The following is a 21,882-nucleotide window of genomic DNA, read 5'->3' as shown; positions in this document are numbered from 1 at the left end:
CTCCTCCCCCGTCCACGGCGGCACGGCGGCCCTGAAGGCCACCCCCTCGGGCAGCGACAACGCCAAATGCACCCAGACCGTGACCGTACAGCCGGACTCCCAGTACGAACTGAGCGCCTGGGTGCAGGGCTCCTACGTCTACCTCGGCGCGTCCGGCACCGGCACCACCGACGTCTCCACCTGGACCCCGGGCGGCACCGGCTGGCAGCAGCTGCGCACCTCCTTCACCACCGGCCCGGACACCACCTCCGTCACCGTCCACACCCACGGCTGGTACGGCCAGAGCGCCCACCACGTGGACGACGTCTCCCTCACCGGCCCCGGCGGCGACCCGGGCGAGCCCGACCCCGACCCCCAGCCCCCGGCCGCCCCCGGCACACCCACCGTCGGCGCCACCACCTCCTCCTCGGTCACCCTGAACTGGAACGCCGTCGACGGCGCCACCGGCTACACCGTCTACCGGGACGGGGCCAGGGCACTGTCGGTGCAGGGCACCTCGGCCACCGTCACCGGCCTGGCGGCCGCCACCTCCTACGAGTTCCGCGTCAGCGCCGTCAACGGCGCCGGCGAATCGGCCAGGTCCGCCCCCGTCACCGCCACCACCGACCGGACCGGCGACGGCGGCGGCCCGGACACCGGCGTCCCCGAACACGCCCTGACCGGCTACTGGCAGAACTTCGACAACGGCGCGCGGGTGCAGAAGCTGCGCGAGGTGCAGGACCAGTACGACATCATCGCCGTCTCCTTCGCCGACTCCACGGCCAGCGCCGGTGAGATCACCTTCAATCTCGACCCGGCGCTCGGCTACTCCTCCGTCCAGGAGTTCAAGGACGACATCGCCGCCAAGCAGAGGGGTGGCAAAAAGGTGATCATCTCGGTGGGCGGCGAGAAGGGCAACGTCATCGTCAACGACTCCGCCTCCGCCGCGCGCTTCGCCGACAGCGCCCACCGGCTGATGGAGGAGTACGGCTTCGACGGCGTGGACATCGACCTGGAGCACGGCATCAACTCCACCTGGCTGACGCAGGCCCTGCGCTCGCTGTCGGCGAAGGCCGGGCCCTCCATGGTGCTCACGATGGCCCCGCAGACCATCGACATGCAGTCCACGTCCACCGAGTACTTCAAGCTGGCGCTGAACGTGAAGGACATCCTCACGGTCGTCAACATGCAGTACTACAACAGCGGTTCGATGCTGGGCTGCGACAACAAGGTGTACTCGCAGGGCTCGGTGGACTTCCTCACCGCGCTCGCCTGCATCCAGCTCGAAGGCGGCCTCGACCCCTCCCAGGTCGGCCTGGGCACCCCCGCCTCCACCCGCGGCGCGGGCTCCGGCTACGTGGACCCCTCCGTGGTGAACGCCGCCCTGGACTGCCTGGCCAGGGGAACGAACTGCGGCTCGTTCAAGCCCGCGCGGACCTACCCGGGCATCCGCGGCGCGATGACCTGGTCCACCAACTGGGACGCGCTCAACGGCGACCGGTGGTCGGACACCGTCGGCCCGCACGTCCACGCGCTGCCGTAGCACCGGCGGCGGAACACCGGTACGTCGAGAGGTAACGAGAGGTAAGAGGTAACGAGAGGTAAGAGGTAACGGGCCCGGTCCGCGTCCACCGCACCGCGGACCGGGCCCCGTGGCGTTCCCGCACGAACGCCCCGGCGGGGCGGTCGCCGGTCACCAGGGCAGTTCGCGCACCTGCTGGACACACAGAACGACGAAGAGCAGCCCGGCCGCCGCCAGCATCGCGTTGCTCAGCGGCCCGTTGCGCCACCGGCTCGGCGTCCGGCCGGAGTTGAGCAGCCACAGCAGCGTCCCGGCGAGGAAGGGCATGAAGAAGGCGCCCAGCACGCCGTAGGCGATGACCAGTCCGAAGGGCTTGTCCAGCCACAGCAGCCCCATCGGCGGGAACGTCAGCCACAGCAGGTAGCCGCGGAACGGCCCGGAGCGCTCGCGCTGCCCGCGTGCGACCTCCAGAACGGGGGGCTCGCCGCCGGTGCCCTGCGCCCGTGCCGCGCGCGTACGCTCCACGAAGTCGGCGAACAGCAGGCTGACGCCGTGCCAGACGCCCACGAGGGAGGAGAAGGAGGCGGCGAGGAAGCCGATCAGGAAGAGCTTGGCGGTGACGGACCCGAAGCGCTCCTCCAGGATCCGGCCCAGGTCCAGCAGCCCCTGGTCGCCGGAGCCGACGGCGGTGCCGGCGGCGTGCAGCAGTTCGGCGCCGACGATCAGCATCGCCACCACGAAGACGCCGGTGGTCAGGTACGCGACCCGGTTGTCCAGGCGCATCATCCGCATCCAGCCGCTGTCGGTCCACCCCTTGGCGTTGACCCAGTAGCCGTACGCGGCCATGGTGATCGTCCCGCCGACCCCGCCGACCAGACCGAGGGTGTAGAGCAGCGAGCCGTCCGGCAGCACGGGCAGCAGCCCGGCCACGGCGTCGCCGAGGTGCGGGGTGACGCGGACCGCCACGTAGAGGACCACCGCGAACATCACGCCGACGAAGACCATCATGATCTTCTCGACGATCGCGTAGCGGTTGAACCAGACGAACGCCAGGCCCGCCAGCCCGCACAGGATCGCCCATGTCTTCAGTTCCAGGAGGCCCGGGAAGAGGGCGACCAGCGGCAGCGCGCTGGAGGACATGGCGGCGGCGCCGTAGACGAAGCCCCACACCGTGACGTAGACCGCGAAGTAGACGGTGGTCCACGCACCCAGGCTGCGCCAGCCGTCGAAGATCGTCCGGCCGGTGGCCAGGTGCCAGCGGCCGGTCGCCTCCGCCAGTGCGATCTTCACCAGGCAGCCGACGACGGCCGCCCACAGCAGGGTGTAGCCGAACCTGCTGCCGGCCACGAGGGTGGCCACCAGGTCTCCGGCGCCGACGCCGGTGGCCGCCACCACGATGCCGGGGCCGACCAGCCGCCAGCTCGCCTTCCGTTCGGGAGGGGCCGCGGCGGCCCCCGCGACGGCCTCCCTCCCGCTCCCGGGCCGTTCCGTCCCGCCCGTGCCGTCCGCTCCGTCCGCCGCGCCCTTCTCGCCCGTACTGGCCATGTGCGCCCTCCGCTCTCGTCCCCGCAACCGGCGTGGCGCATACAACAGCGCGCCGCCGGGCGGCACAAGAGGGCGTACGGGCACGCGCGGGCGCGCGGGAGCACGGGCGGGCCCCCGGGGTCACCCGGGCGTCAGTCCAGGACGGCCATGGCGTCGATCTCGACCAGCAGCCCGGCGGGCAGGCCGACGTAGACGGTCGTCCGCGCCGCCGGGGGGCCGGTGAGGCCCGCCGTGCCGGCGAGGTACTCGTCGTAGATCTCGTTGAACTCGGCGAAGTGGCCGGTGTCGGTGAGGTAGACGCGGACCATCACCACGTCCTCCCAGCTCGCGCCGCCCTCCTTCAGGACCGCCTCCACGTTGGCGAGGGTCTGGAGGGTCTGCTCGCGCAGGGTCGGCCCCGCCGGGGTGGGCGGCTGTCCGGGGACGGCGGGCAGGAAGCCGACCTGTCCGGCCACCTGGAGGATGTTCCCCTTGCGCACGCCGTGCGAGAAGCGGGCGGGCGGGGCGGTGTGGGACGGCGGGGTGAAGGCGGTCTTGGCGGGGGTCTGCGCGGGGGTCTGCGCGGGTGTCTGCGCGGGTGTCTGCGCGGGGGTGTCGCTCACGGTCTTCCTTCCGGACGGGGCTGACTTCGCGGGGTTCCGCGGAGCTCAGGGGGCGGGCGGCCTGCCCGAGTACTCGGCGCTGACGGCGTCCGCCGTACGCCGCACCAGGGGCAGCAGCCGCATGAGCTCGTCCGGGCCCGCGACGGCGGCGGGCGCGGAGACCGACAGCGCGGCCGCGACCCGGCCGTCCGCGCCGCGCACGGGGGCGGCGACGCAGTTGACCGTCTCCTCGTGGCCGCCGAGGTCGGTGGCCCAGCCCTGCTCGCGCACCCGGGCCAGTTCCTTCAGGAAGGCGTCCGGCCCGGGTGTGGAGCGGGGGGTGTGGCGGGGGTAGTCCAGGCGCTCGGCGAGCGCGCGCCGCTCGGCCTCGGGCAGGTCGGCGAGGATGACCTTGGCGACCGCGGCGACGGTGACCGCCACCGGCCTGCCGATGCGCGAGTACATCCGCACCGGGTAGCGGCTCTCGACCTTGTCGATGTAGAGGACCTCGTCCTCCTGCCGCACCGCCAGGTGGACGGTGTGCCCGCACGCCTCGTTCAGCTCGGCCAGGTACGGGTGGGCGACGGCGCGCACGTCGATGTTCTCCACGGCCTCCTGGGCCAGCGCGATCAGCCGCGCCCCCAGGCGGTAGCGCTGGTCGGCCTGGCGGTGGACCATGCCGTGCTCGTGCAGGGTGCGCAGCAGCCGCAGGGCGGTGGACTTGTGGACGTCCAGATGCCGGGCGACCTGTTCGAGACCTGCGGGACCGCGCGCGAGCAGGGGGAGGATGCTCAGCGCCCGGTCGACGGTCTGGCTCATCTGTCTCACGCCTTCCGTGTGGTCCAGCCGGGGGTGAGCCGCAGTCTGCCCCAGGCGTCGTCGCCGAGCGCGGCCAGCCGGTCGGCCAGGGCCCGGCCGGGCGGCTCGGCGAGGTCGCCCGGGCAGGTGAGCGCGGCGGCGGCGGCCAGATGGCCGTGCCGCAGCCACGCCCGCGGGGGCAGTCCGCGCAGGGTGGCCGAGAGGAACCCGGCGGCGAAGGCGTCCCCGGCCCCGACGGGGTCGGCCGTCTCCACGGACAGGGCGGGCACATGGCAGGCGCCCGCCGCGGTGTGGGCCGTCGCGCCCCGCCCGCCGTCCTTGACCACGAGCACGGACGGCTCCGGCAGCAGTTCGCGCAGGGCGGCCGGGTCCGCCGCGCCCCAGGCGGCCCGCGCCTCGTCCGCGCCGGTGAAGACCAGGTCGCAGCGGCGGGCGAGGTCGAGCAGGACGGCCGTGTCCCGCCTCTTCCACAGCCCCACCCGGTAGTTGACGTCGAAGGACAGCAGCGGCCGTCCGGGCCTGGGCTCGGTCAGTTCGTACAGCAGTGCCCGGCAGCCGTCGGAGAGGGCCGCCGTGATGCCGCTGAGGTGGAGGATCCGGCCGGATTCGGCGGCGGCGCGGTCGACGGTGTCCGGGGACATCGCGGAGGCGGCCGATCCGGCGCGGTGGTAGAGCACCTCGGCCAGGGCCGGGTCGGCGGGCCGCTCGCCGGTGGTGGAGCGCTCGCCGCCGGTGCGGAAGTAGACGCCGGTGGGGCGGTCGGGGTCACGGCGCGCCGCGGAGATGTCCACTCCGCGGGCGGCGATCTCGGCCAGTACGTGGTCGCCGAAGCCGTCCGTGCCCACATGCCCGATCCAGCGGACCCGGTGCCCGGCGCGGGCGAGCAGGCAGGCGGTGTTGGACTCGGCGCCGCCGACGCCGCGGACGAAGACCGGGGAGTCGGCGAGCCGGCCGGGGCCGGCGGGCCGGAAGGCGGCCATGGTCTCCCCCAGGCAGACCGCGTCGAAGGGGGCCCCGGCGCGGGGGCCGCAGTCCGCGGCGGGTGCGGAGGGTGCGGGGGAGGCAGGAGTCGCGGGGGGCACGGGGGGCACGGGGGGCACTGTCACGGTCGTCCCTCCCCTCCTCCGTCTCCGTCCCGGCCGTCCGTTGACCGGGCGTTCGCGGGGATGCTAGACAGCGACAAGCACTATGCGCAATAAGCGTTGCACATATCGCAATCATTCTCCCGGGGCCCGTCCCGGAGTCCGGAGTTCACCATGGCCGACGAGCACCCCGATCACGCCGAGCACCTCGATCACGCCGAGCGCCCCGATCACGCCGCGCTCCCCCGGCGTTCCGCACGCCCCCGGCACACCGGCGGGCCCGGGCCCGCCGACCCCGTCGCCCGTCTCGCCGACGAGGTCGTCGACCACCGCTTCAAGGGGCTGCCCCCGGACGCGGCCGGACTGACCGTGGGCGAGCTGGCGGCACAGCGGCGCCCGCTGTTCACCGGCGGCTTCACCACCCCGGTGCTGACGCTGGCCGCCGGGGCGCTGGAGCACAACCTGCGGCAGCTGGGCGCCTTCGCCGCCCGGCACGGCCTCGCCTTCGCCCCGCACGGCAAGACCTCGATGTCCCCGCGGCTGTTCCGGCGCCAGCTCGACCACGGCGCCTGGGGCATCACGGCGGCGGTGCCCTCCCAGGTGCGCGTGTGCCGGGCCTTCGGGGTGCGGCGGGTCTTCCTGGCCAACGAGGTGGTGGACGCCGCCGCGCTGCGCTGGATCGCCGCGGAGCTGGCGGCTGACCCGGAGGCGACGGTCGTCTGCTACGTGGACTCGGTGCGCGGCGTGGAGCTGATGGACGCCGCCCTGGCCCCGGCCCACCACGCCTCCCCCGCCCCGCGCCCCCTGGACGTCGTCGTCGAGCTCGGCGTGCCCGGCGGCCGTACCGGTGTACGCACCGCCGACGAGGCGGCCCGGGTGGCGCGGGCGGTGACGGACGCGGCCTCGCTGCGGCTGGTCGGTGTCGCCGGTTACGAGGGCGAGGTGCCGGACGCCGACGCCGCGCGGGTACGGGCCTGGCTGGAGGAGCTGGTCGCGCTGGCCGCCGCCCTGGACGCGGCGGGCCGCTTCGCCGCCCTGGGGCCACAGGAGGAGATCGTGGTGAGCGCGGGCGGCAGCGCCTGGTTCGACGCGGTGGCCGAGGTCCTCGGGCGGCTGCCGAAGCTGTCGCGCCCGGTGCTGAAGCTGCTGCGCTCGGGCGCGTACGTCTCGCACGACGACGGCCACTACCACCGCGCGACCCCGTTCAACCGCGTCCCCGGGCAGGGCTCGCTGCTGCCTGCGTTCCGGCTGTGGGCGCAGGTGCTCTCCCGGCCCGAGCCTCATCTGGCGTTCCTCAACGCGGGCAAGCGCGACGCCTCCTACGACCTGGGCCTGCCCCAGCCGGTGGCCGTCCGCGCCGCCGGCGGCGGCGGCGCCGAGCGGGCCGCCGACGGGATGGAGGTGGTGAAGCTGGCCGACCAGCACGCGTTCGTGCGCCTCGCGCCGGGCGCGGAGCTGGAGGTGGGCGACTGGGTGGCGCTGGGCCTGTCGCATCCGTGCACGGTCTTCGACCGGTGGCAGCTCATCCCGGTCGCCGAGGCCGACGGCACCGTCACCGACTTCGTCCGCACGTTCTTCTGACCCCCCTCCCCCGTCCCTCCCCCCGCCCCCGTTCCGAGAACCGGAGTCCGCCGTGGAACTCGTCCTGCGTGGCGCGCGCGTCGCCGACGGCACCCCGGCCCCCGCCCGCCGGGCCGACGTCGGCGTCGACGGCGGCCGGATCGCCGTGGTCCACCACGAGGGGGACCCCGGGCCGCGCCCCGGCGCACGGCGCGTGCTGGAGGCGGACGGCCTCGTCCTGGCGCCCGGCTTCATCGACATGCACGCCCACAGCGATCTGGCGCTGCTGCGCGATCCCGCCCATGTCGCCAAGGTGGCCCAGGGCGTCACGCTGGAGGTGCTCGGACAGGACGGCCTGTCGTACGCGCCGGTGGACGACCGCACACTGGCGCGGGTGCGGCAGGCGATCACCGGCTGGAACGGGGACGGCTCGGACGTGGAGTTCGACTGGCGGACCGTCGGGGAGTACCTGGACCGGCTCGACCGCGGCACCGCCGTCAACGCCGCCTATCTCGTCCCCCACGGCACGGTGCGGGCGATGGTGGTCGGCTGGGAGGACCGGCCCGCCACGGACGGGGAGCTGGGCAGGATGCGGCGCCTGGTGGCCGAGGGCCTGGAGCAGGGCGCGGTGGGGATGTCCTCCGGCCTGACCTACACCCCGGGGATGTACGCCCCGGACTCCGAGCTGACCGAGCTGTGCCGGGTGGTGGCGTCCTACGGCGGCTACCACTGCCCCCACCACCGCTCCTACGGCGCCGGCGCGCTGGAGGCGTACGCGCAGATGATCGAGGTCGCCCGTGCCTCGGGATGCGCCCTGCACCTGGCGCACGCCACCGTGAACTTCTCCGTCAACGCCGGCCGCGCCCCCGAGCTGCTGGCCCTGCTGGACGCGGCCCTGGACGGGGGCGTGGACCTGACGCTGGACAGCTATCCCTACCTGCCCGGCTGCACCACCCTGGCCGCGCTGCTGCCGAGCTGGGCGGCCGAGGGCGGTCCCGGGGCGACCCTCGCCCGGCTGCGGGATCCGGCCGCCTGCGCCCGGATCCGGTACGCCATGGAGACCGAGGGCTCGGACGGCTGCCACGGGGTGCCGGTCGACTGGGACACCGTGGAGGTCTCCGGGGTGACGGACGCCGCCCTGGCCGGGTACGTGGGCCGCACGGTCGCGCGGTCGGCGGCCGGGCGCGGCGAGGAGCCGTTCACGGTGGCGCGGCGGCTGTTGCTCGACGACCGGCTGGGCACCACCGTCCTCCAGCACGTCGGGCACGAGGAGAACGTCCGGGCGATCATGCGGCACCGGGCCCACACCGGCGGCAGCGACGGCATCCTCGTCGGCGGCCGGCCCCATCCGCGGGCGTGGGGCACCTTCCCGCACTACCTGGGCCGCTATGTGCGCGAGCTGGGCGTGCTGTCGCTGGAGGAGTGCGTGGCGCACCTGACCGGGCGGCCGGCCGCCCGGCTGCGGCTGCCGGACCGGGGGCTGGTGCGTGAGGGGCACCACGCCGATCTGGTGCTGTTCGACCCGGAGACGGTGGCGGCGGGGGCGACGTTCGAGGCGCCGCGCACCCCGCCGCCGGGCATCCCGCATGTGCTGGTCGGCGGCCGGTTCGCCGTCGAGGACGGCCGCCGCACCGGTGTGCTCGCCGGCCGCTCGGTGCGGCGCGGCGGCTGACCTCCGGCCGGGGCCGGGGAACGGGGTCGGGGAACGGGCCGCACGTCAGGTGGCGTTGTAGGCCACCAGGGAGATCCCCACGTAGTGGACGGCGAAGGCGGCCAGGGTGAGGGAGTGGAAGACCTCGTGGAAGCCGAACCAGCGCGGTGAGGGGTTCGGCCGCTTGATGCCGTAGACGAGGCCGCCCACGCTGTAGAGGAGGCCGCCGACGACCACGCACACCAGGACGGCGACGCCGCCCGCGCGCAGGAAGTCGGGCAGGAAGAACACCGCGGCCCAGCCCATCGCGATGTAGCAGGGGGTGTAGAGCCAGCGCGGCGCGCCGACCCAGAAGACGCGGAAGGCGATGCCGGCGACGGCGGCGGCCCAGATGCCCCACAGCAGCAACTGGCCGCGCCCCTGGGGGACGAGCAGGATCGTCAGGGGCGTGTAGGTGCCCGCGATGATCAGGAAGATGTTCGCGTGGTCGAGGCGGCGGAGCACCGCGTTGGCGCGCGGACCCCAGTTCCCGCGGTGGTACAGGGCGCTGACGCCGAACAGCAGACAGGCGGTCAGTGTGTAGACCGCGCAGGCCAGACGGCCGCGCGGGGTCTGTGCCAGGGCGGTCAGGAAGATCCCCGAGATCAGCACGGCCGGGAACATCCCGGCGTGCAGCCAGCCCCGCAGGCGGGGCTTGACGGGGTGGGCGGACCTGTCGGCCCCGTGGTCCTCGCGGTCCCCACGGCCGTCACGGTCGCCGCGGTCGTCGGCGGGCAGAGTCCTGGGGGATTCGGGCACTGCGGCGGTCATGCCTCTCATCGTACCTACGTGACCGTAGGTATCACCGCCGCGTGGCCATGCTCACCACACGGCCGTCTGGACAGAATCGCCCCGAAGGCGGAGTATCAAATGAGCGTGGTCGGCACCGGATGAGCAACGCCGCAGCATCCGGGTCGCAGCCCCCACGGGGCCGAGTCTGAAGTACGGATGAACAAAACGGATACACGTGCGGTATCCGGCATGAAACCCTCGACATCTGGAGCGATTGTGGCGCGCAGTACTGCGGCTCCCGGCAACACCATCCCCACCCGTCACCAGGAACTGGCCGCCTGGGTCGACGAGATCGCGGCCCTCACCCAGCCCGACCGCGTCGTCTGGTGCGACGGCTCGGAGGCGGAGTACGACAGGCTCTGCGGGGAACTGGTCGCCAAGGGCACCTTCACCAAGCTCGACCCGGTCAAGCGCCCCAACTCGTACTACGCCGCCTCCGACCCCTCCGACGTGGCGCGCGTGGAGGACCGCACCTTCATCTGCTCGGAGAAGGAGGAGGACGCGGGTCCCACCAACCACTGGATGGACCCCGCGAGGATGCGCGAGGTCTTCACCGGTTCCGGTGGCGAGGGCGGTGTCTTCCGCGGCTCGATGCGCGGCCGGACGATGTACGTCGTCCCCTTCTGCATGGGTCCGCTGGGCTCCCCGCTCTCCGCGCTGGGCGTGGAGATCACCGACTCCGCGTACGTGGCCGTCTCCATGCGGACGATGACCCGCATGGGCAGCGCCGTCCTGGAGGAGCTGGGCGAGGACGGGACGTTCGTCAGGGCGGTCCACACCGTCGGCGCCCCGCTCGAGCCGGGCCAGGAGGACGTCCCCTGGCCGTGCAACTCCACCAAGTACATCTCCCACTTCCCCGAGACCCGTGAGATCTGGTCCTACGGCTCGGGCTACGGCGGCAACGCGCTGCTGGGCAAGAAGTGCTACGCGCTGCGCATCGCCTCGGTGATGGCGCGCGACGAGGGCTGGCTCGCCGAGCACATGCTGATCCTCAAGCTGACGCCTCCCCGCGGTGAGTCGAAGTACGTCGCCGCCGCCTTCCCCAGCGCCTGCGGCAAGACCAACCTGGCGATGCTGGAGCCGACGATCCCGGGCTGGACGGTCGAGACGATCGGCGACGACATCGCCTGGATGCGTTTCGGCGAGGACGGCCGCCTCTACGCGATCAACCCCGAGGCCGGCTTCTTCGGCGTGGCGCCCGGCACCGGCGAGCACACCAACGCCAACGCGATGAAGACCCTGTGGGGCAACGCGATCTTCACCAACGTCGCGCTCACCGACGACGGCGACGTGTGGTGGGAGGGCATGACCGAGGAGCCCCCGGCCCGTCTGACCGACTGGCGGGGCGACGACTGGACGCCCTCCTCCGGCACCCCGGCCGCCCACCCCAACGCCCGCTTCACCGTGCCCGCCTCCCAGTGCCCGATCATCGCGCCGGAGTGGGAGGACCCCAGGGGCGTGCCGATCTCGGCGATCCTCTTCGGCGGGCGCCGCGCCAGCGCGGTGCCGCTGGTGACGGAGTCCTTCGACTGGCAGCACGGCGTCTTCCTCGGCGCCAACGTGGCCTCGGAGAAGACCGCCGCGGCCGAGGGCAAGGTCGGCGAGCTGCGCCGCGACCCGTTCGCCATGCTGCCGTTCTGCGGCTACAACATGGGCGACTACATGGGCCACTGGCTGGATGTCGGCGCCAAGGCGGACCCGGCGAAGCTGCCGAGGATCTACTACGTGAACTGGTTCCGCAAGGACGACGGCGGCCGGTTCGTGTGGCCGGGCTTCGGCGAGAACAGCCGGGTGCTCAAGTGGATCGTCGGCCGCCTGAACGGCGAGGCGGAGGGCGCCGAGACGCCCATCGGCGTCGTCCCGGCCAAGAGCGCCCTGGACACCGACGGCCTGGCGCTGCCCGAGGCGGACCTGGAGTTCCTGCTGAAGGTGGACGAGAAGGTCTGGCGCGAGGAGGCCGCCCTCATCCCCGGGCACCTGAACACCTTCGGCGACCACACCCCGAAGGCGATGTGGGACGAGTACCACGCCCTGGTCGAGCGCCTGGGCTGAGCGGACGGCCGTCCGGCCGGACAGCCGCCCGGCCGAGCCGCCGCGCGAGAGCCCGCGGGCCCCGTCCCGGCACCCTGTGCCGGGACGGGGCCCGCGGGCTTCGCGGACTTCCCGTCCTCCGGTCCGTCCTCCGGACGGCGCCGGTCAGCCGACCCCGGCCAGGTCGAGCGCCCGGGCGTGGGCCTCCAACCGCCCGGCGGCCAGGGTCGCGGCCGCCGCGTCCGAGCGGGAGGTGGCCACGACCAGGGCCTGCCCGGCGAGTGTGTGGGCCCGCTGGTGGAGGGCCGTGACGCGGGAGGCGTCGGCCCCGGCGGCGGACGGCTCGGCCCGCAGCGGGGCGCGCCCCGCGCACAATCGGGTGACCTGGGTGTCGAGCCGCTGTGCGGCGTCGTCCAGCTCCGCGTTCGGGGTGTGGACGCGGAGCTCGTCGGTCACGGTCAGCAGCGCGGTCAGATGGCCGGCGAGCCTGTTGTCCAGCTCCTCCTCGCGGGAGCGGCGCGGGAGGAGTCCCTCGGCCCTGGCCGGATCGGCCATGGTGTGGACCGACGGCGTGCGAATCGGTTCGTACATGGGATGGCCTCCTGACTGATGCAGGAGTCCATCTTAACTTGGACTCTGTCTAAAGTTGTCACGGGTGCAGAGAGTTTCCCGGCGTCCTCACCCGCCCCCGCCAGGCCTTTCCCATCCGTCCGGACTCCGGTCACCCCGCACCGCCCACCGGGCGCGGACAGCTCCGCAGTGCTGGCTCAGCGCTGCCTCGGCGCTGTCCCGGTGCCGCCTCGGCGCTGTCCCGGTGCCGCCTCGGCGCTGTCCCGGTGCCGCCTCGGCCCTGCCTCAGTACTGGCCGTAGCCGTCCAGGAACTTACCGATCCGCTGCACCGCGTCCGCCAGATCCTGTACCGGAGGCAGCGTGACGATGCGGAAGTGGTCCGGCTCGGGCCAGTTGAAACCCGTGCCGTGGACCACCATGATCTTCTCCGCCCGCAGCAGGTCCAGGACCATCTGCCGGTCGTCCTTGATCTTGTAGACCTGGGGATCCAGCCGCGGGAAGAGGTACAGCGCCCCCCTGGGCTTCACACATGTCACGCCCGGGATGGACGTCAGCAGCTCGTACGCGGTGTCGCGCTGCTCCAGCAGCCGACCGCCCGGCAGCACCAGATCGTTGATCGACTGCCGTCCGCCCAGCGCGGTGGCCACCGCGTACTGGGACGGCATGTTGGCGCACAGCCGCATGTTCGCCAGGATCGTCAGGCCCTCGATGTAGCTGGCGGCGTGCGTCTTCGGCCCGCAGACCGCCATCCACCCGCAGCGGTACCCGGCCACCCGGTAGGACTTGGACAGACCGTTGAAGGTGACGGTCAGCAGGTCGGGGGCGACGGCGGCGGTGGGGGTGTGGGTGGCGCCGTCGTAGAGGATCTTGTCGTAGATCTCGTCGGAGTAGACGATCAGGCCGTGGCGGCGGGCGATGTCCGTCAGGCCGCGCAGCACCTCCTCGCCGTAGACGGCGCCGGTGGGGTTGTTGGGGTTGATGACGACGATCGCCTTGGTGCGGTCGGTCACCTTGCTCTCGATGTCGGCGAGGTCCGGCATCCAGTCGGACTGCTCGTCGCAGCGGTAGTGCACGGCGGTGCCGCCCGACAGCGAGACCGAGGCCGTCCACAGCGGGTAGTCCGGCGCCGGCACGAGCACCTCGTCGCCGTCGTCCAGCAGCGCCTGCATCGACATCTGGATCAGCTCGGAGGCGCCGTTGCCGATGTAGACGTCCTCGACGTCCAGCTCGATGCCCTTGGTCTGGTAGTACTGCATCACCGCGCGCCGGGCCGCCGGCAGCCCCTTGGCGTCGCCGTAGCCGTGCGCCGACCCGACGTTGCGCAGCATGTCCTCGAGGATCTCCGGCGGGCACTCGAAGCCGAAGGGCGCGGGATTGCCGGTGTTGAGCTTGAGGATGCGGTGACCCGCCGCCTCCAGCCGCATGGCCTCCTCGAGAACCGGACCCCGGATCTCGTAGCAGACATTGGCGAGTTTCGTCGACTGGATCACCTGCATGACCGCCACTGTACGGATACCCCGTGCCGGGCGCTCCGTGTTTTTCCCCACGTGGGTGACGCGCGGGCGGCGCGCGAGTGCTGTACGGGTGGTGTGCGGGCGGTCTGCGGGCGGCGGAAGGGGGCCGCCGCCCGCACCGCCTCACGCTCCGGCGGACGCGCCCACCGTCCGCGCCAGCCGCTTGGGATCGGCCGTGGGGGCGTCGCACGCGAAGTGCCGGCAGACGTACGCGGCCGGGCGGCCCTCCAGCAGCGGCCGGTCGCGCAGCAGCGCGGGCGTCTCCTCGTCCGCGCCGTCGCCCGCCCCGCCGCCCCTGCCGCCGCCCGCGCCCTGGCCGCCGTCCGCCGGCGGCTCGCCGACGGCCACCACCGCGCCGGGCGCGGTGGCCAGCAGGGCGGTGCGGTGCAGCACGGCGGTGGCCGGATCGCCCGCCGGGCCGACCACCGCGATCTCGCGCGGCCCGTCCAGCGCCGCCTCGGCGGCGGCCAGCCCCCAGCCGATGAAGCGCGGCACGCGCGGGGCCAGCGCCGTCACCACGCCCAGCGCCCGCTCGGCGGCCTCCCGGTGGCGGGAGGACCCGGTGTGGGCGGCGTACGACAGCAGGGCCGCGGCGGCGGCCGTCCAGCCGGAGGGCGCGGCGTTGTCGGTGGGGTCCTGGGGGCGGCGGATGAGCCGCTCGGCGTCGTCGGCGGTGTCGTACAGGGTGCCGTCGGCGGCGGTGAAGCGCCTCAGCACGGTCTCCAGCAGGGTGCCGGCCAGCTCCAGCCAGCAGCTCTCGCCGGTCACCGAGTACAGGGCGAGGAAGCCCTCGGCCACATCGCCGTAGTCCTCCAGCACCCCGGCCCCGGAGCCCGCGGCGCCGTCGCGGGAAGTGCGCGCCAGGCGCCCGCCCGCATCGAGGTGGACGGCGACCAGCAGATCGGCGGCGGCGGTGGCCGCCTCCACCAGGTCGGGGCGGTCGAAGTAGGCGCCGGTCTCGGCCAGCGCGGCGATCGCCAGCCCGTTCCAGGCGGCGACGGCCTTGTCGTCCCGGCCGGGGCGCGGACGCGCGGAGCGGGCGTCCAGCAGCCTGCGGCGCACCGACTCGATCCGTTCGGCGTCCGCGGGACCGTCGGTGTCCGGGAGCCGGAGGACGGAGGCCCCCTCCTCGAAGGTGCCCTCCTCGGTCACCCCGAAGTGGGCGGCGGCCAGCTCCGCGTCCTCATCTCCGAGGACCTCGCGCAGTTCGGCGGGCGTCCAGACGTAGTACGCGCCCTCCCGGTGCCGCCCGGTGCCGTCGTCGCTGTCGGCGTCCAGCGCGGAGGCGAAGGCGCCCTGGGGAGTGCGCAGTTCGCGGATCATGAAGTCGGCCGTCCCCAGCGCGACCCGCCGCGCCCGCTCACTGCCGGTGGCGCGCCACAGGTGCGCGTACACCCGGCACAGCAGCGCGTTGTCGTAGAGCATCTTCTCGAAGTGGGGCACCGTCCACGTGGCGTCCACCGAGTAGCGGGCGAAGCCGCCGCCGAGCTGGTCGTAGAGGCCACCGCGCGCCATCGCCTCGCAGGTCGCCTCCACCATCTGCAGTGCGCCCTCGGAGCCGGTGCGGGCGTGGTGGCGCAGCAGGAACTCCAGCACCATCGACGGCGGGAACTTCGGCGCGCCGCCGAAGCCGCCGTGCCGCGCGTCGAACTCGCGGGTCAGCCCGAGCAGTGCCGAGCCCACCTCCTCCGGCCGGGGCGGACGCGGGGCGTCCCCGCCGTCGCCGTAGCCGATGCTCCGCCCCGCCAGGTCCGCCACGATCCGCCCGGCCACCTCGGCGACCTCCTCGCGCCGGTCGGTCCAGGCGGCGCGCACCCCTTCCAGCACCTGGCGGAAGGAGGGCATCCCGTGCCGGGGCTCGGGCGGGAAGTAGGTGCCGAAGTAGAACGGTTCGCCGTCCGGCGTCAGGAAGACGGTCATGGGCCAGCCGCCCTGCCCGGTGGCGGCCTGGACCGCCTCCATGTAGACGGCGTCGACGTCCGGGCGCTCCTCGCGGTCCACCTTGACGGACACGTAGTGGGCGTTGAGGTACTCGGCGGTGACCTCGTCCTCGAAGGACTCCTCGGCCATCACATGGCACCAGTGGCAGGAGCTGTAGCCGACGCTGAGCAGCACCGGCACGTCCCGCCGCCGCGCCTGGTCGAACGCCTCCGGCGACCAGGGCCACCAGTCGACGGGGTTGTCCGCGTGCTGGAGGAGGTAGGGGGACGTCTCACGGGCCAGTCGGTTCGCCATGCCTCCCATCCTGCCCTGCGCAGCGGTCCCGCGCGGCGGCCCGTCATCCGTCGGCCCGGGTACCGGTACCACTCGGCGCTGGGCGGCCCTACGCCCGGCCGAGGCGGGTGAACAGCGCCGGGCGGGCCCACCCCGTCCGGCGCAGGCCCGCCCAGCCGCACCAGGCGGCCATGCCCAGCGCGACCAGGGCCGCGCCGGGCGCGGAGGGAATCCACGTCATCACGAGGACGCCGGTCAGCACGACGGCGAGTCCGTCGAACTGCCACACGAAGACCCGGAGCCCGGAAAGGTCGCCCAGGGGCGTGATGACGGGGAGCAGCAGTTCGATCGGCAGATTCGTCTTCATCTCGCGCAGGAACCTGGCACCGAGCACGAGCACCACCGATGCAGCGGCGAGCAGCAGCGCGTCGGCCGGCCCGCCGCCCTGAAACGGCCACCGGGTCATGGCCGCGACACCCCCGGCAAGGCCCACCATGACCACCACCGCGACGACCGGCCAGGCCAGGGTGCGGGCGAGCACCCCGCCCCACCGCTCACCGAACAAGGGGGCCAGCGTCAGCTCGTCGCGCAGACCGCGCCAGGTCTCGCCGACCCACCCGGACCCCCAGTACACGGCGACCGAGCCGGCCACCCGGAACAACGTCGCCCCTTCGGCGTCCGGCTCCGCGACGCCGAGCGTCAGCAGGGCACCACCGGTCGGCAGGAAGGCCGCGGCCGCGATCGCACGGCCCCGTGTGCGGAGCGCGCGGACCGCTCCCTGTGCGAGGTGGCCGCGCAGGCGCCCGTCCGGGCGCAGCAGGGCCGACGTGAGCCCGCGCGGCTCCGGGCGGTACAGGTCGAGCGCGTGGTGGAGCGTGCCGGTCCAGGCGAAGGCCTGGGCCTCGGCGGCACGCGCCGATTCACGTGCCAGCCGGGCGAGATCGACCGTACGGAGGGACCGGAAGGCGGACCGGCCGAGCACCGTCGCCGAGACCGCCAGTACACCGGCGACGAGCCACAGACCGCCCACGCCCAGGAAGGCGGACCGGCCGAGCAGCGCGACGGCGACGGCCGCGGCGGCCGCGGCGAAGGCGAGCAGGAGGTTCTCGCGCACCGTCCGGATCTGACCCCACAGCCACGCGACGGAGGCGACGGCGCCGATGCCCACCGCGACGGCCACGCCCTGCGGCACGAGCGCGCTCCCCGGGTGGTCGAACAGGTCGGTCCCGAGGAACGTCGCCGTGCACACCGCCGGCACCGTTCCGAGTCCCGCGTACATCAGCCGGCGGCGGGCGATCGTGCCGAGGTAGTGCGTCGGGGACAGGTCCGTGGACATGAACACGTGCAGCAGGAACGGCTTGAGCACCAGCGGCCCCCAGAACCGGCCGGCGAGCTGGGCGCCCCAGACCGCCACCGCCGCGACCAGGCATGCCACGGGCGCCGCCGCCTCGGAGGACTCCAGTGGGACACGCGCCCGCGAGGTCCTCATCAGGTGGACGACCGGCGCCGCGTAGACGGAGACGAGGATGACGGCGAGGTAGCCGGTGTACGCCCAGTCGTGCACCGTGGCGCGGCCACCGCGGTGGGCGTACCGTTGCCGTACGGCCTGGACCCGGTCCCTGGGGCCGGCCTCCGCCGCCATGATGCCGTCCACCGTCATCCCAGCTCCACGACGCCGTCGCAGGCCTCCACCACGGCGGCCTCATGGGTGGCGACCAGGAACGAGGTTCCCCGCTCCGCGCGTTCGGCGAGCAGCGTGGCGACGAGGTCGACGCGGTCGGTGTCGAGATGCCGCTCCGGCTCGTCGAGCAGGACGACGTCGGCGGGGCGGACCAGGGTCAGCGCGAGACTGAACAGCTGCAGCTGGCCGGAGGAGAGCTGCGTGGGAAACCTCTCGCCCAGTACGGAGAGGCCCAGTTGCCCGATGACCTCCTCGGCGCGCTCCACGGTCGTCGTGGTGTTGCCGTACCAGGAGGCGGCGACCAGGGTCACCTGCTCGCGCAGCGTCATGTCACGTGCGACGGGCACCGGTTCGACGAGGGAGGCCACGAGCCGCCGGTGCCGGGGCCTGGCCAGGTCGACGGTCTCGCCCCGGACACGGACGGCACCGTCCGTCAGTCTCCGGCTCCCCAGGAAGGCCCGCAGGAGGGTCGTCTTCCCGGAGCCGTTGCTGCCGGTGAGGCACCAGAACTCGCCCGGCATCACCGCGAACGTCGTCGGTGCCAGCAGCGTGGTCCCGTCCAGGACGACCGTGGCGCCCTCCGCCGCGATCGCGGGCACTTCGCTCACTGTCGCTCCAGTACTACCAGCATCTCCCGCGAGTGCGCACCGTAGGGCTCTCCCGCGTACGACCCGTTGACGTCCGCCACCTTCAGGCCTGCGATCCGTGCCATCAGCCGGATCTCCGCGAGGGTGGCCCAGGTGGCCTGCTCGTGGAACGCGGTGAGTGTCGACGCGCTCTGCACCAGGAAGACGCTCAGGACCCGCTGGGCGGCCCGGTCCGCGGTCTGCGTCACGGTCACCATGTGCTCGCGGCCCAGCGGATAGGTGACCGAGTGCGCGTCGCCACCCGCCCGCTGGAACTCGGCGGGGTCGGTGCAGTCCAGGAAGGCCGCGCCTCCCGGTTCGAGGTGCCGTTCGACGACCCGCAGGAGATCGATCTTCTCCTGCTGTTCCTGAGCGAGGAAGAAGGTGTTCCGCGACAGGGTGATGACGTCGAAAGCGGAGTCGAACCGGAGATCCCGGAAATCGCCCTCCACCGCCTCGACGCCGCGGTCCGGGCATCTGCTCTCGAGCACGTCCAGCGACGGCCGTGAGGCGTCGACCGCCGTGACCTGTGCGCCGGCCTCGGCGAGCGCGAACGAGGAAACGCCCGTGCCGCACCCCAGGTCCAGGACGGTACGCCCGGCCAGCGGCCGGTGCGACGACACCCAGGCGGCGAGCCCGGCCCCCGGGGAGAGCATCGAGGACACCAGGTCGTAGGCCTCGATCGCCGCCTCGTCGTACACGCTCGGGTCACTCACCGGGACGACCTTCCTTCAGCATTCTGTTGACCACGGCGAGAGCGCCGGGCAGGTTGAACCCCACCTCGGCCTCCGACCGGTTGCTCGCGCGTACGCCGTTGACCCGCGGGGCGAACTCGACGTTCGGGCGGAGCATGAGGGTCCGCACATTGCTCTCGACGATCTCGTTGGACCCCGGGAACGTGTCCGCGATCACGATGGGCGCATCGGTCACCTGCAACATCAGGAGGGCGGGTGAGTCCGCGCGCCCCTGTGCCAGGCGCATGACCGTGTCCAGGGTCGCGGGGAAGACGAGGAAACACTCGGAGTCGCCGCTTCTCCCGGAGTTGACCTCGGGCGGTGTCCCCGGGTCGTCCCACGAATCGACCCACACCTTGCCGTTGGCCAGGTGATGGAGAGCCCGGACCGCCAGGAACCGCGACGCGGCGGGCGTCACCGACACGTTCACGATCAGGTCCGGATGGAGCTCCCGCAGCCAGTGGATCCACCACGGCACGAGCGCCGCGCTGATGGAGCCGGTGATGTGGACATGCAGCTCCGCACCCTCGAACTTCTCCACGTTCACCCGACGGCTCCCGCCGTGCGGGGGGCGGCGGTACCCAGAGGGATCCACTCGGAGGTGAGGATCGGCTTCATCCGATGCTCCGCCGGCGCACTGGGAAACACGTTCATCAACAGGAACTGCAGGGCCTGTGCGTCGTCGGTCGCCGCGGCCCGGCTCGCCGCGAGCACCAGGTCGTACGGCAGGCTCCGGGTGACCCAGGCGAAGTCGGCCTGGTTCGCGCTCATGACGGAGAGCTGCTGCATGGCGTCGAACAGCGCCTTGGGACCGCGGCTTTGCGGGTTGTACAGCACCTGTGTCCACCCGTGCGGCACGACGGGGGTCACGTCCCGCCACGGCGTCGGGCCGTCGCCGGTGGTTTCGCGCACCAGCAGGTGCACGTTCTGCACGCCCGGGTTCGGCGCGAAGAACCTCCATCCGGGGATGGGCCAGCCACCTGTGAACTTGCGCAGATCCTGGTTGTAGGAGTCGGGGGTGTTCTGCAGAACGGTCGCGATCAGGTGCGCCGCGAGCGCGCCTACGGCACAGGAGGCCACCGCCCCCTTGATCCGGTCAGCAAGCATCCATGAACCTTCTGATAGCGCCTTCGACCTTCTCGGCATGCTCCCGATACCCGATGATCGACCGGTGCGCGGAACCGTGCACCACTTCGATCTTCGCCCCGAGCTTCTCGGCCAGCACCGCCTGTTGGGCGGCGAACTCGTCCGAGGCGATGACCAGGACCGAGCCGACCGCGCCGAGGCGGGAGAGGGCGTCGTCGGTCCGCATCCCCCGGTATTCCCGGACCGAGTTGACGATGTTCCTCGGTGAGAACACGAACTGCACGTGGCTGTACTGGGTGTCGGGGGTGTACCCCGACTGACGCTCCACCGCGTTGGGCGCCCACTCGTAGATTCCGGTCACGGCCGCGAAGAGAGTGTAGACCTGTGCCTGGACGAACTTGCCGAGCCGCCTGCGGTCCCCGCGGTCCTCCTCCAGGAGGGCCGGGTCGGTGCCGTCGACGACGACCATCTTGCCGACGCGGTCGGCGAAGCGCTCGTCCCCCACGTAGGAGGCCGCGCTCAGCGAACCGATCGAGTGGGTGACCACCACGATCTCCCCCTCGGCGCCGACCTCGTCGAGCACCGCGGCGAGGAGGTCCCCGCTCGTCGCGCGCGACGTCGTGAGGCCGTATCCGGGCCGGTGGTAGCGAATGACCGTGTACTGCTGCGCCAGGCTCTCCGCTACCCACTCCCACGATTCGAGGGACTGCCCCAGGCCGCACTCGAGAACGACCACAGCGCGGGATGCGGCCCCGTCCGCGGGGCGGTCCACCCTGTACTCGACGGTGCCGTCCGCGCAGCGGAGCCGCGCGGCGCCCTTGGGGCCGAGCCGCCGCTGCTCGGCGATCCTGCGCTTCTCGCGCGCGATCAGCGCGCTCGCGAGGGTGACGCCGCCGACGACGCCGACCACGGTCTTCTCGAAGGTCCGGCGTGCGCCGCGCGTGTCCAGCACGTAGCCGACCGCTCCGTGGGACCCGAAGAACCCCCACACGAATCGCGGCAGCTCCATCGCTGCCGCCACCCCGACGTGGAAGGCCTTGACCGCCGAGAGCACCTGGGAGGCCTGCCTGCGCGGCAACAGGTAGACGAACGGGAAGAACGTCTCCCACAGCACCGTGCCGACGGTCAGGGCCCGGCACAGTCCCGGACGCTTGCGCAGAAGGGCCGCGGCAGGTCCCCGGCCGTAGGCCTCCGTCTGCAGGACTTCGAGCAGGGCGTCACCCTGTACCCAACTGCTGCCGAAGGCCTTGGCGATGCCCGAGACCGCATAACTGAGCCCGGCCTGGAAGTTGACCGCCCGCAGGAAGAGGTCGTCGGAGACCTGCCGATCGGGTATCAGCGCCGTGAGGGCGCGGTACTGCGTGATGACCGCCGTCATCTGGTCCGCACCGTCCCGTCCGTACGGGGTGCGGATCTCATTCAGCCGATTGCACGTCCCGATGATCGCCGCAGCGGTGATCTGCGCCCTCCGGTTGCCGCGCGCGAACACAAGCCCCGCCGACGCGGCAAGAGTCACTCCCGCGAGCACTCTTGGGGTGCGCGGGTGGTCGAGGACGCGGCCGATCCGGCGCCTCAGACTGCCCGGCGGATACTGCTGGGCCGACACGCCACGCAGATAACCATGCTCTTCGAATTCTTCTCGGAGAGAAAGAGTCTCCGCAGCCGCCAGAATCTGTCCGACCGCTATCGGAAGAAATACGCGATCAGCTGCTTCCTGGGCGGCAGTCGCGTTTGAGGCGCGCCATCTCCACCGCTTCCGTCTCACCGGATTCTTCGTCTCCCCAGCCGCAGGTCTGGCTACCGTCGTGAAAATCTGGGAACCGGGCGCCGGAGAGGCCTGGACTACAGGGACTCC

At 72.8% G+C, this 21,882-nt stretch carries 18 protein-coding genes; 4 read left to right on the top strand and 14 right to left on the bottom strand.

Annotated elements, in window-relative coordinates:
* On the top strand, positions 1-1,522 hold a 1,522-nt coding region (locus CUT83_RS15440; RefSeq protein ID WP_101256420.1), incomplete at its 5' end, for a chitinase.
* A gap of 150 nt (positions 1,523-1,672) precedes the next feature.
* Here the strand turns inward: CUT83_RS15440 and CUT83_RS15435 are convergent.
* The 4 genes from CUT83_RS15435 to CUT83_RS15420 form a co-directional block, all read right to left on the bottom strand.
* Positions 1,673-3,046, bottom strand: coding sequence for an Nramp family divalent metal transporter (locus CUT83_RS15435; protein ID WP_101256419.1), 1,374 nt, complete (start codon positions 3,044-3,046; stop codon positions 1,673-1,675).
* A gap of 131 nt (positions 3,047-3,177) precedes the next feature.
* Complete coding sequence (locus CUT83_RS15430) at positions 3,178-3,648, bottom strand: RidA family protein (protein WP_101256418.1); 471 nt, start codon at positions 3,646-3,648, stop codon at positions 3,178-3,180.
* A 45-nt stretch (positions 3,649-3,693) separates the two neighbouring features.
* Complete coding sequence (locus CUT83_RS15425) at positions 3,694-4,446, bottom strand: IclR family transcriptional regulator (protein ID WP_101256417.1); 753 nt, start codon at positions 4,444-4,446, stop codon at positions 3,694-3,696.
* 5 nt (positions 4,447-4,451) lie between these two features.
* Positions 4,452-5,426, bottom strand: coding sequence for a sugar kinase (locus CUT83_RS15420; protein ID WP_101256428.1), 975 nt, complete (start codon positions 5,424-5,426; stop codon positions 4,452-4,454).
* Positions 5,427-5,702: 276 nt separating this feature from the next.
* Between CUT83_RS15420 and CUT83_RS15415 the strand changes: the two genes are divergently transcribed.
* Positions 5,703-7,109: an alanine racemase gene (locus CUT83_RS15415; RefSeq protein WP_101256416.1), complete on the top strand. Its 1,407-nt coding sequence runs from the start codon at positions 5,703-5,705 to the stop codon at positions 7,107-7,109.
* 52 nt (positions 7,110-7,161) lie between these two features.
* On the top strand, positions 7,162-8,760 hold the full coding sequence (locus CUT83_RS15410) for an N-acyl-D-amino-acid deacylase family protein (protein WP_101256415.1): 1,599 nt from the start codon (positions 7,162-7,164) through the stop codon (positions 8,758-8,760).
* A 45-nt stretch (positions 8,761-8,805) separates the two neighbouring features.
* Here CUT83_RS15410 and trhA read toward each other — a convergent pair whose 3' ends face one another.
* A complete protein-coding gene (gene trhA, locus CUT83_RS15405; RefSeq protein ID WP_101256414.1) occupies positions 8,806-9,549 on the bottom strand; it encodes a PAQR family membrane homeostasis protein TrhA in 744 nt (247 codons plus the stop codon).
* A 237-nt stretch (positions 9,550-9,786) separates the two neighbouring features.
* Here trhA and CUT83_RS15400 point away from each other — a divergent pair, with 237 nt between their 5' ends.
* Positions 9,787-11,622 (top strand): phosphoenolpyruvate carboxykinase (GTP), encoded by a 1,836-nt coding sequence (locus tag CUT83_RS15400; RefSeq protein ID WP_101256413.1) that lies wholly within the window; start codon positions 9,787-9,789, stop codon positions 11,620-11,622.
* Positions 11,623-11,766: 144 nt separating this feature from the next.
* Here CUT83_RS15400 and CUT83_RS15395 read toward each other — a convergent pair whose 3' ends face one another.
* From CUT83_RS15395 to CUT83_RS15355, 9 genes are all read right to left on the bottom strand, one after another.
* Positions 11,767-12,192, bottom strand: a complete 426-nt coding sequence (locus CUT83_RS15395) for an SCO4983 family protein (RefSeq protein ID WP_101256412.1) — start codon at positions 12,190-12,192, stop codon at positions 11,767-11,769.
* Between the two features lie 264 nt (positions 12,193-12,456).
* Positions 12,457-13,668, bottom strand: coding sequence for a pyridoxal phosphate-dependent aminotransferase (locus tag CUT83_RS15390; RefSeq protein ID WP_101256411.1), 1,212 nt, complete (start codon positions 13,666-13,668; stop codon positions 12,457-12,459).
* A 141-nt stretch (positions 13,669-13,809) separates the two neighbouring features.
* The gene (locus CUT83_RS15385) at positions 13,810-15,921 is read right to left on the bottom strand and encodes a thioredoxin domain-containing protein (RefSeq protein WP_101256410.1); all 2,112 of its coding nucleotides are present in this window, start codon (positions 15,919-15,921) and stop codon (positions 13,810-13,812) included.
* Positions 15,922-16,009: 88 nt separating this feature from the next.
* A complete protein-coding gene (locus CUT83_RS15380; protein WP_101256409.1) occupies positions 16,010-17,560 on the bottom strand; it encodes a hypothetical protein in 1,551 nt (516 codons plus the stop codon).
* A complete protein-coding gene (locus tag CUT83_RS15375; RefSeq protein ID WP_101256408.1) occupies positions 17,557-18,189 on the bottom strand; it encodes an ABC transporter ATP-binding protein in 633 nt (210 codons plus the stop codon). The genes CUT83_RS15380 and CUT83_RS15375 overlap by 4 nt, the downstream gene beginning before the upstream one ends.
* Positions 18,186-18,923, bottom strand: a complete 738-nt coding sequence (locus tag CUT83_RS15370; protein WP_101256407.1) for a class I SAM-dependent methyltransferase — start codon at positions 18,921-18,923, stop codon at positions 18,186-18,188. The genes CUT83_RS15375 and CUT83_RS15370 overlap by 4 nt, the downstream gene beginning before the upstream one ends.
* Positions 18,916-19,488: a CypD family RiPP peptide-cysteine decarboxylase gene (locus CUT83_RS15365; RefSeq protein ID WP_101256406.1), complete on the bottom strand. Its 573-nt coding sequence runs from the start codon at positions 19,486-19,488 to the stop codon at positions 18,916-18,918. The genes CUT83_RS15370 and CUT83_RS15365 overlap by 8 nt, the downstream gene beginning before the upstream one ends.
* Positions 19,485-20,048, bottom strand: a complete 564-nt coding sequence (locus CUT83_RS15360; protein WP_101256405.1) for a hypothetical protein — start codon at positions 20,046-20,048, stop codon at positions 19,485-19,487. The genes CUT83_RS15365 and CUT83_RS15360 overlap by 4 nt, the downstream gene beginning before the upstream one ends.
* A complete protein-coding gene (locus tag CUT83_RS15355; RefSeq protein ID WP_241524800.1) occupies positions 20,038-21,405 on the bottom strand; it encodes an alpha/beta fold hydrolase in 1,368 nt (455 codons plus the stop codon). The genes CUT83_RS15360 and CUT83_RS15355 overlap by 11 nt, the downstream gene beginning before the upstream one ends.
* Between the last annotated feature and the right edge of the window lie 477 nt (positions 21,406-21,882).

This window comes from Streptomyces barkulensis (assembly GCF_002843305.1).
GTDB classification, from domain to species: domain Bacteria; phylum Actinomycetota; class Actinomycetes; order Streptomycetales; family Streptomycetaceae; genus Streptomyces; species Streptomyces barkulensis.
This window is presented reverse-complemented; position numbering and strand designations above follow the sequence as displayed.

What these genes read in the sequence shown, in the direction of transcription:
- CUT83_RS15435 (WP_101256419.1), bottom strand. Translation starts at nt 3,046, where the DNA reads ATGGCCAGTACGGGCGAGAAGGGCGCGGCGGACGGAGCGGACGGCACG.
- CUT83_RS15425 (WP_101256417.1), bottom strand. Translation starts at nt 4,446, where the DNA reads ATGAGCCAGACCGTCGACCGGGCGCTGAGCATCCTCCCCCTGCTCGCG.
- CUT83_RS15420 (WP_101256428.1), bottom strand. Translation starts at nt 5,426, where the DNA reads ATGGCCGCCTTCCGGCCCGCCGGCCCCGGCCGGCTCGCCGACTCCCCG.
- CUT83_RS15415 (WP_101256416.1), top strand. Translation starts at nt 5,703, where the DNA reads ATGGCCGACGAGCACCCCGATCACGCCGAGCACCTCGATCACGCCGAG.
- trhA (WP_101256414.1), bottom strand. Translation starts at nt 9,549, where the DNA reads ATGACCGCCGCAGTGCCCGAATCCCCCAGGACTCTGCCCGCCGACGAC.
- CUT83_RS15395 (WP_101256412.1), bottom strand. Translation starts at nt 12,192, where the DNA reads ATGTACGAACCGATTCGCACGCCGTCGGTCCACACCATGGCCGATCCG.
- CUT83_RS15390 (WP_101256411.1), bottom strand. Translation starts at nt 13,668, where the DNA reads ATGCAGGTGATCCAGTCGACGAAACTCGCCAATGTCTGCTACGAGATC.
- CUT83_RS15385 (WP_101256410.1), bottom strand. Translation starts at nt 15,921, where the DNA reads ATGGCGAACCGACTGGCCCGTGAGACGTCCCCCTACCTCCTCCAGCAC.
- CUT83_RS15380 (WP_101256409.1), bottom strand. Translation starts at nt 17,560, where the DNA reads ATGACGGTGGACGGCATCATGGCGGCGGAGGCCGGCCCCAGGGACCGG.
- CUT83_RS15360 (WP_101256405.1), bottom strand. Translation starts at nt 20,048, where the DNA reads ATGCTTGCTGACCGGATCAAGGGGGCGGTGGCCTCCTGTGCCGTAGGC.
- CUT83_RS15355 (WP_241524800.1), bottom strand. Translation starts at nt 21,405, where the DNA reads ATGACGGCGGTCATCACGCAGTACCGCGCCCTCACGGCGCTGATACCC.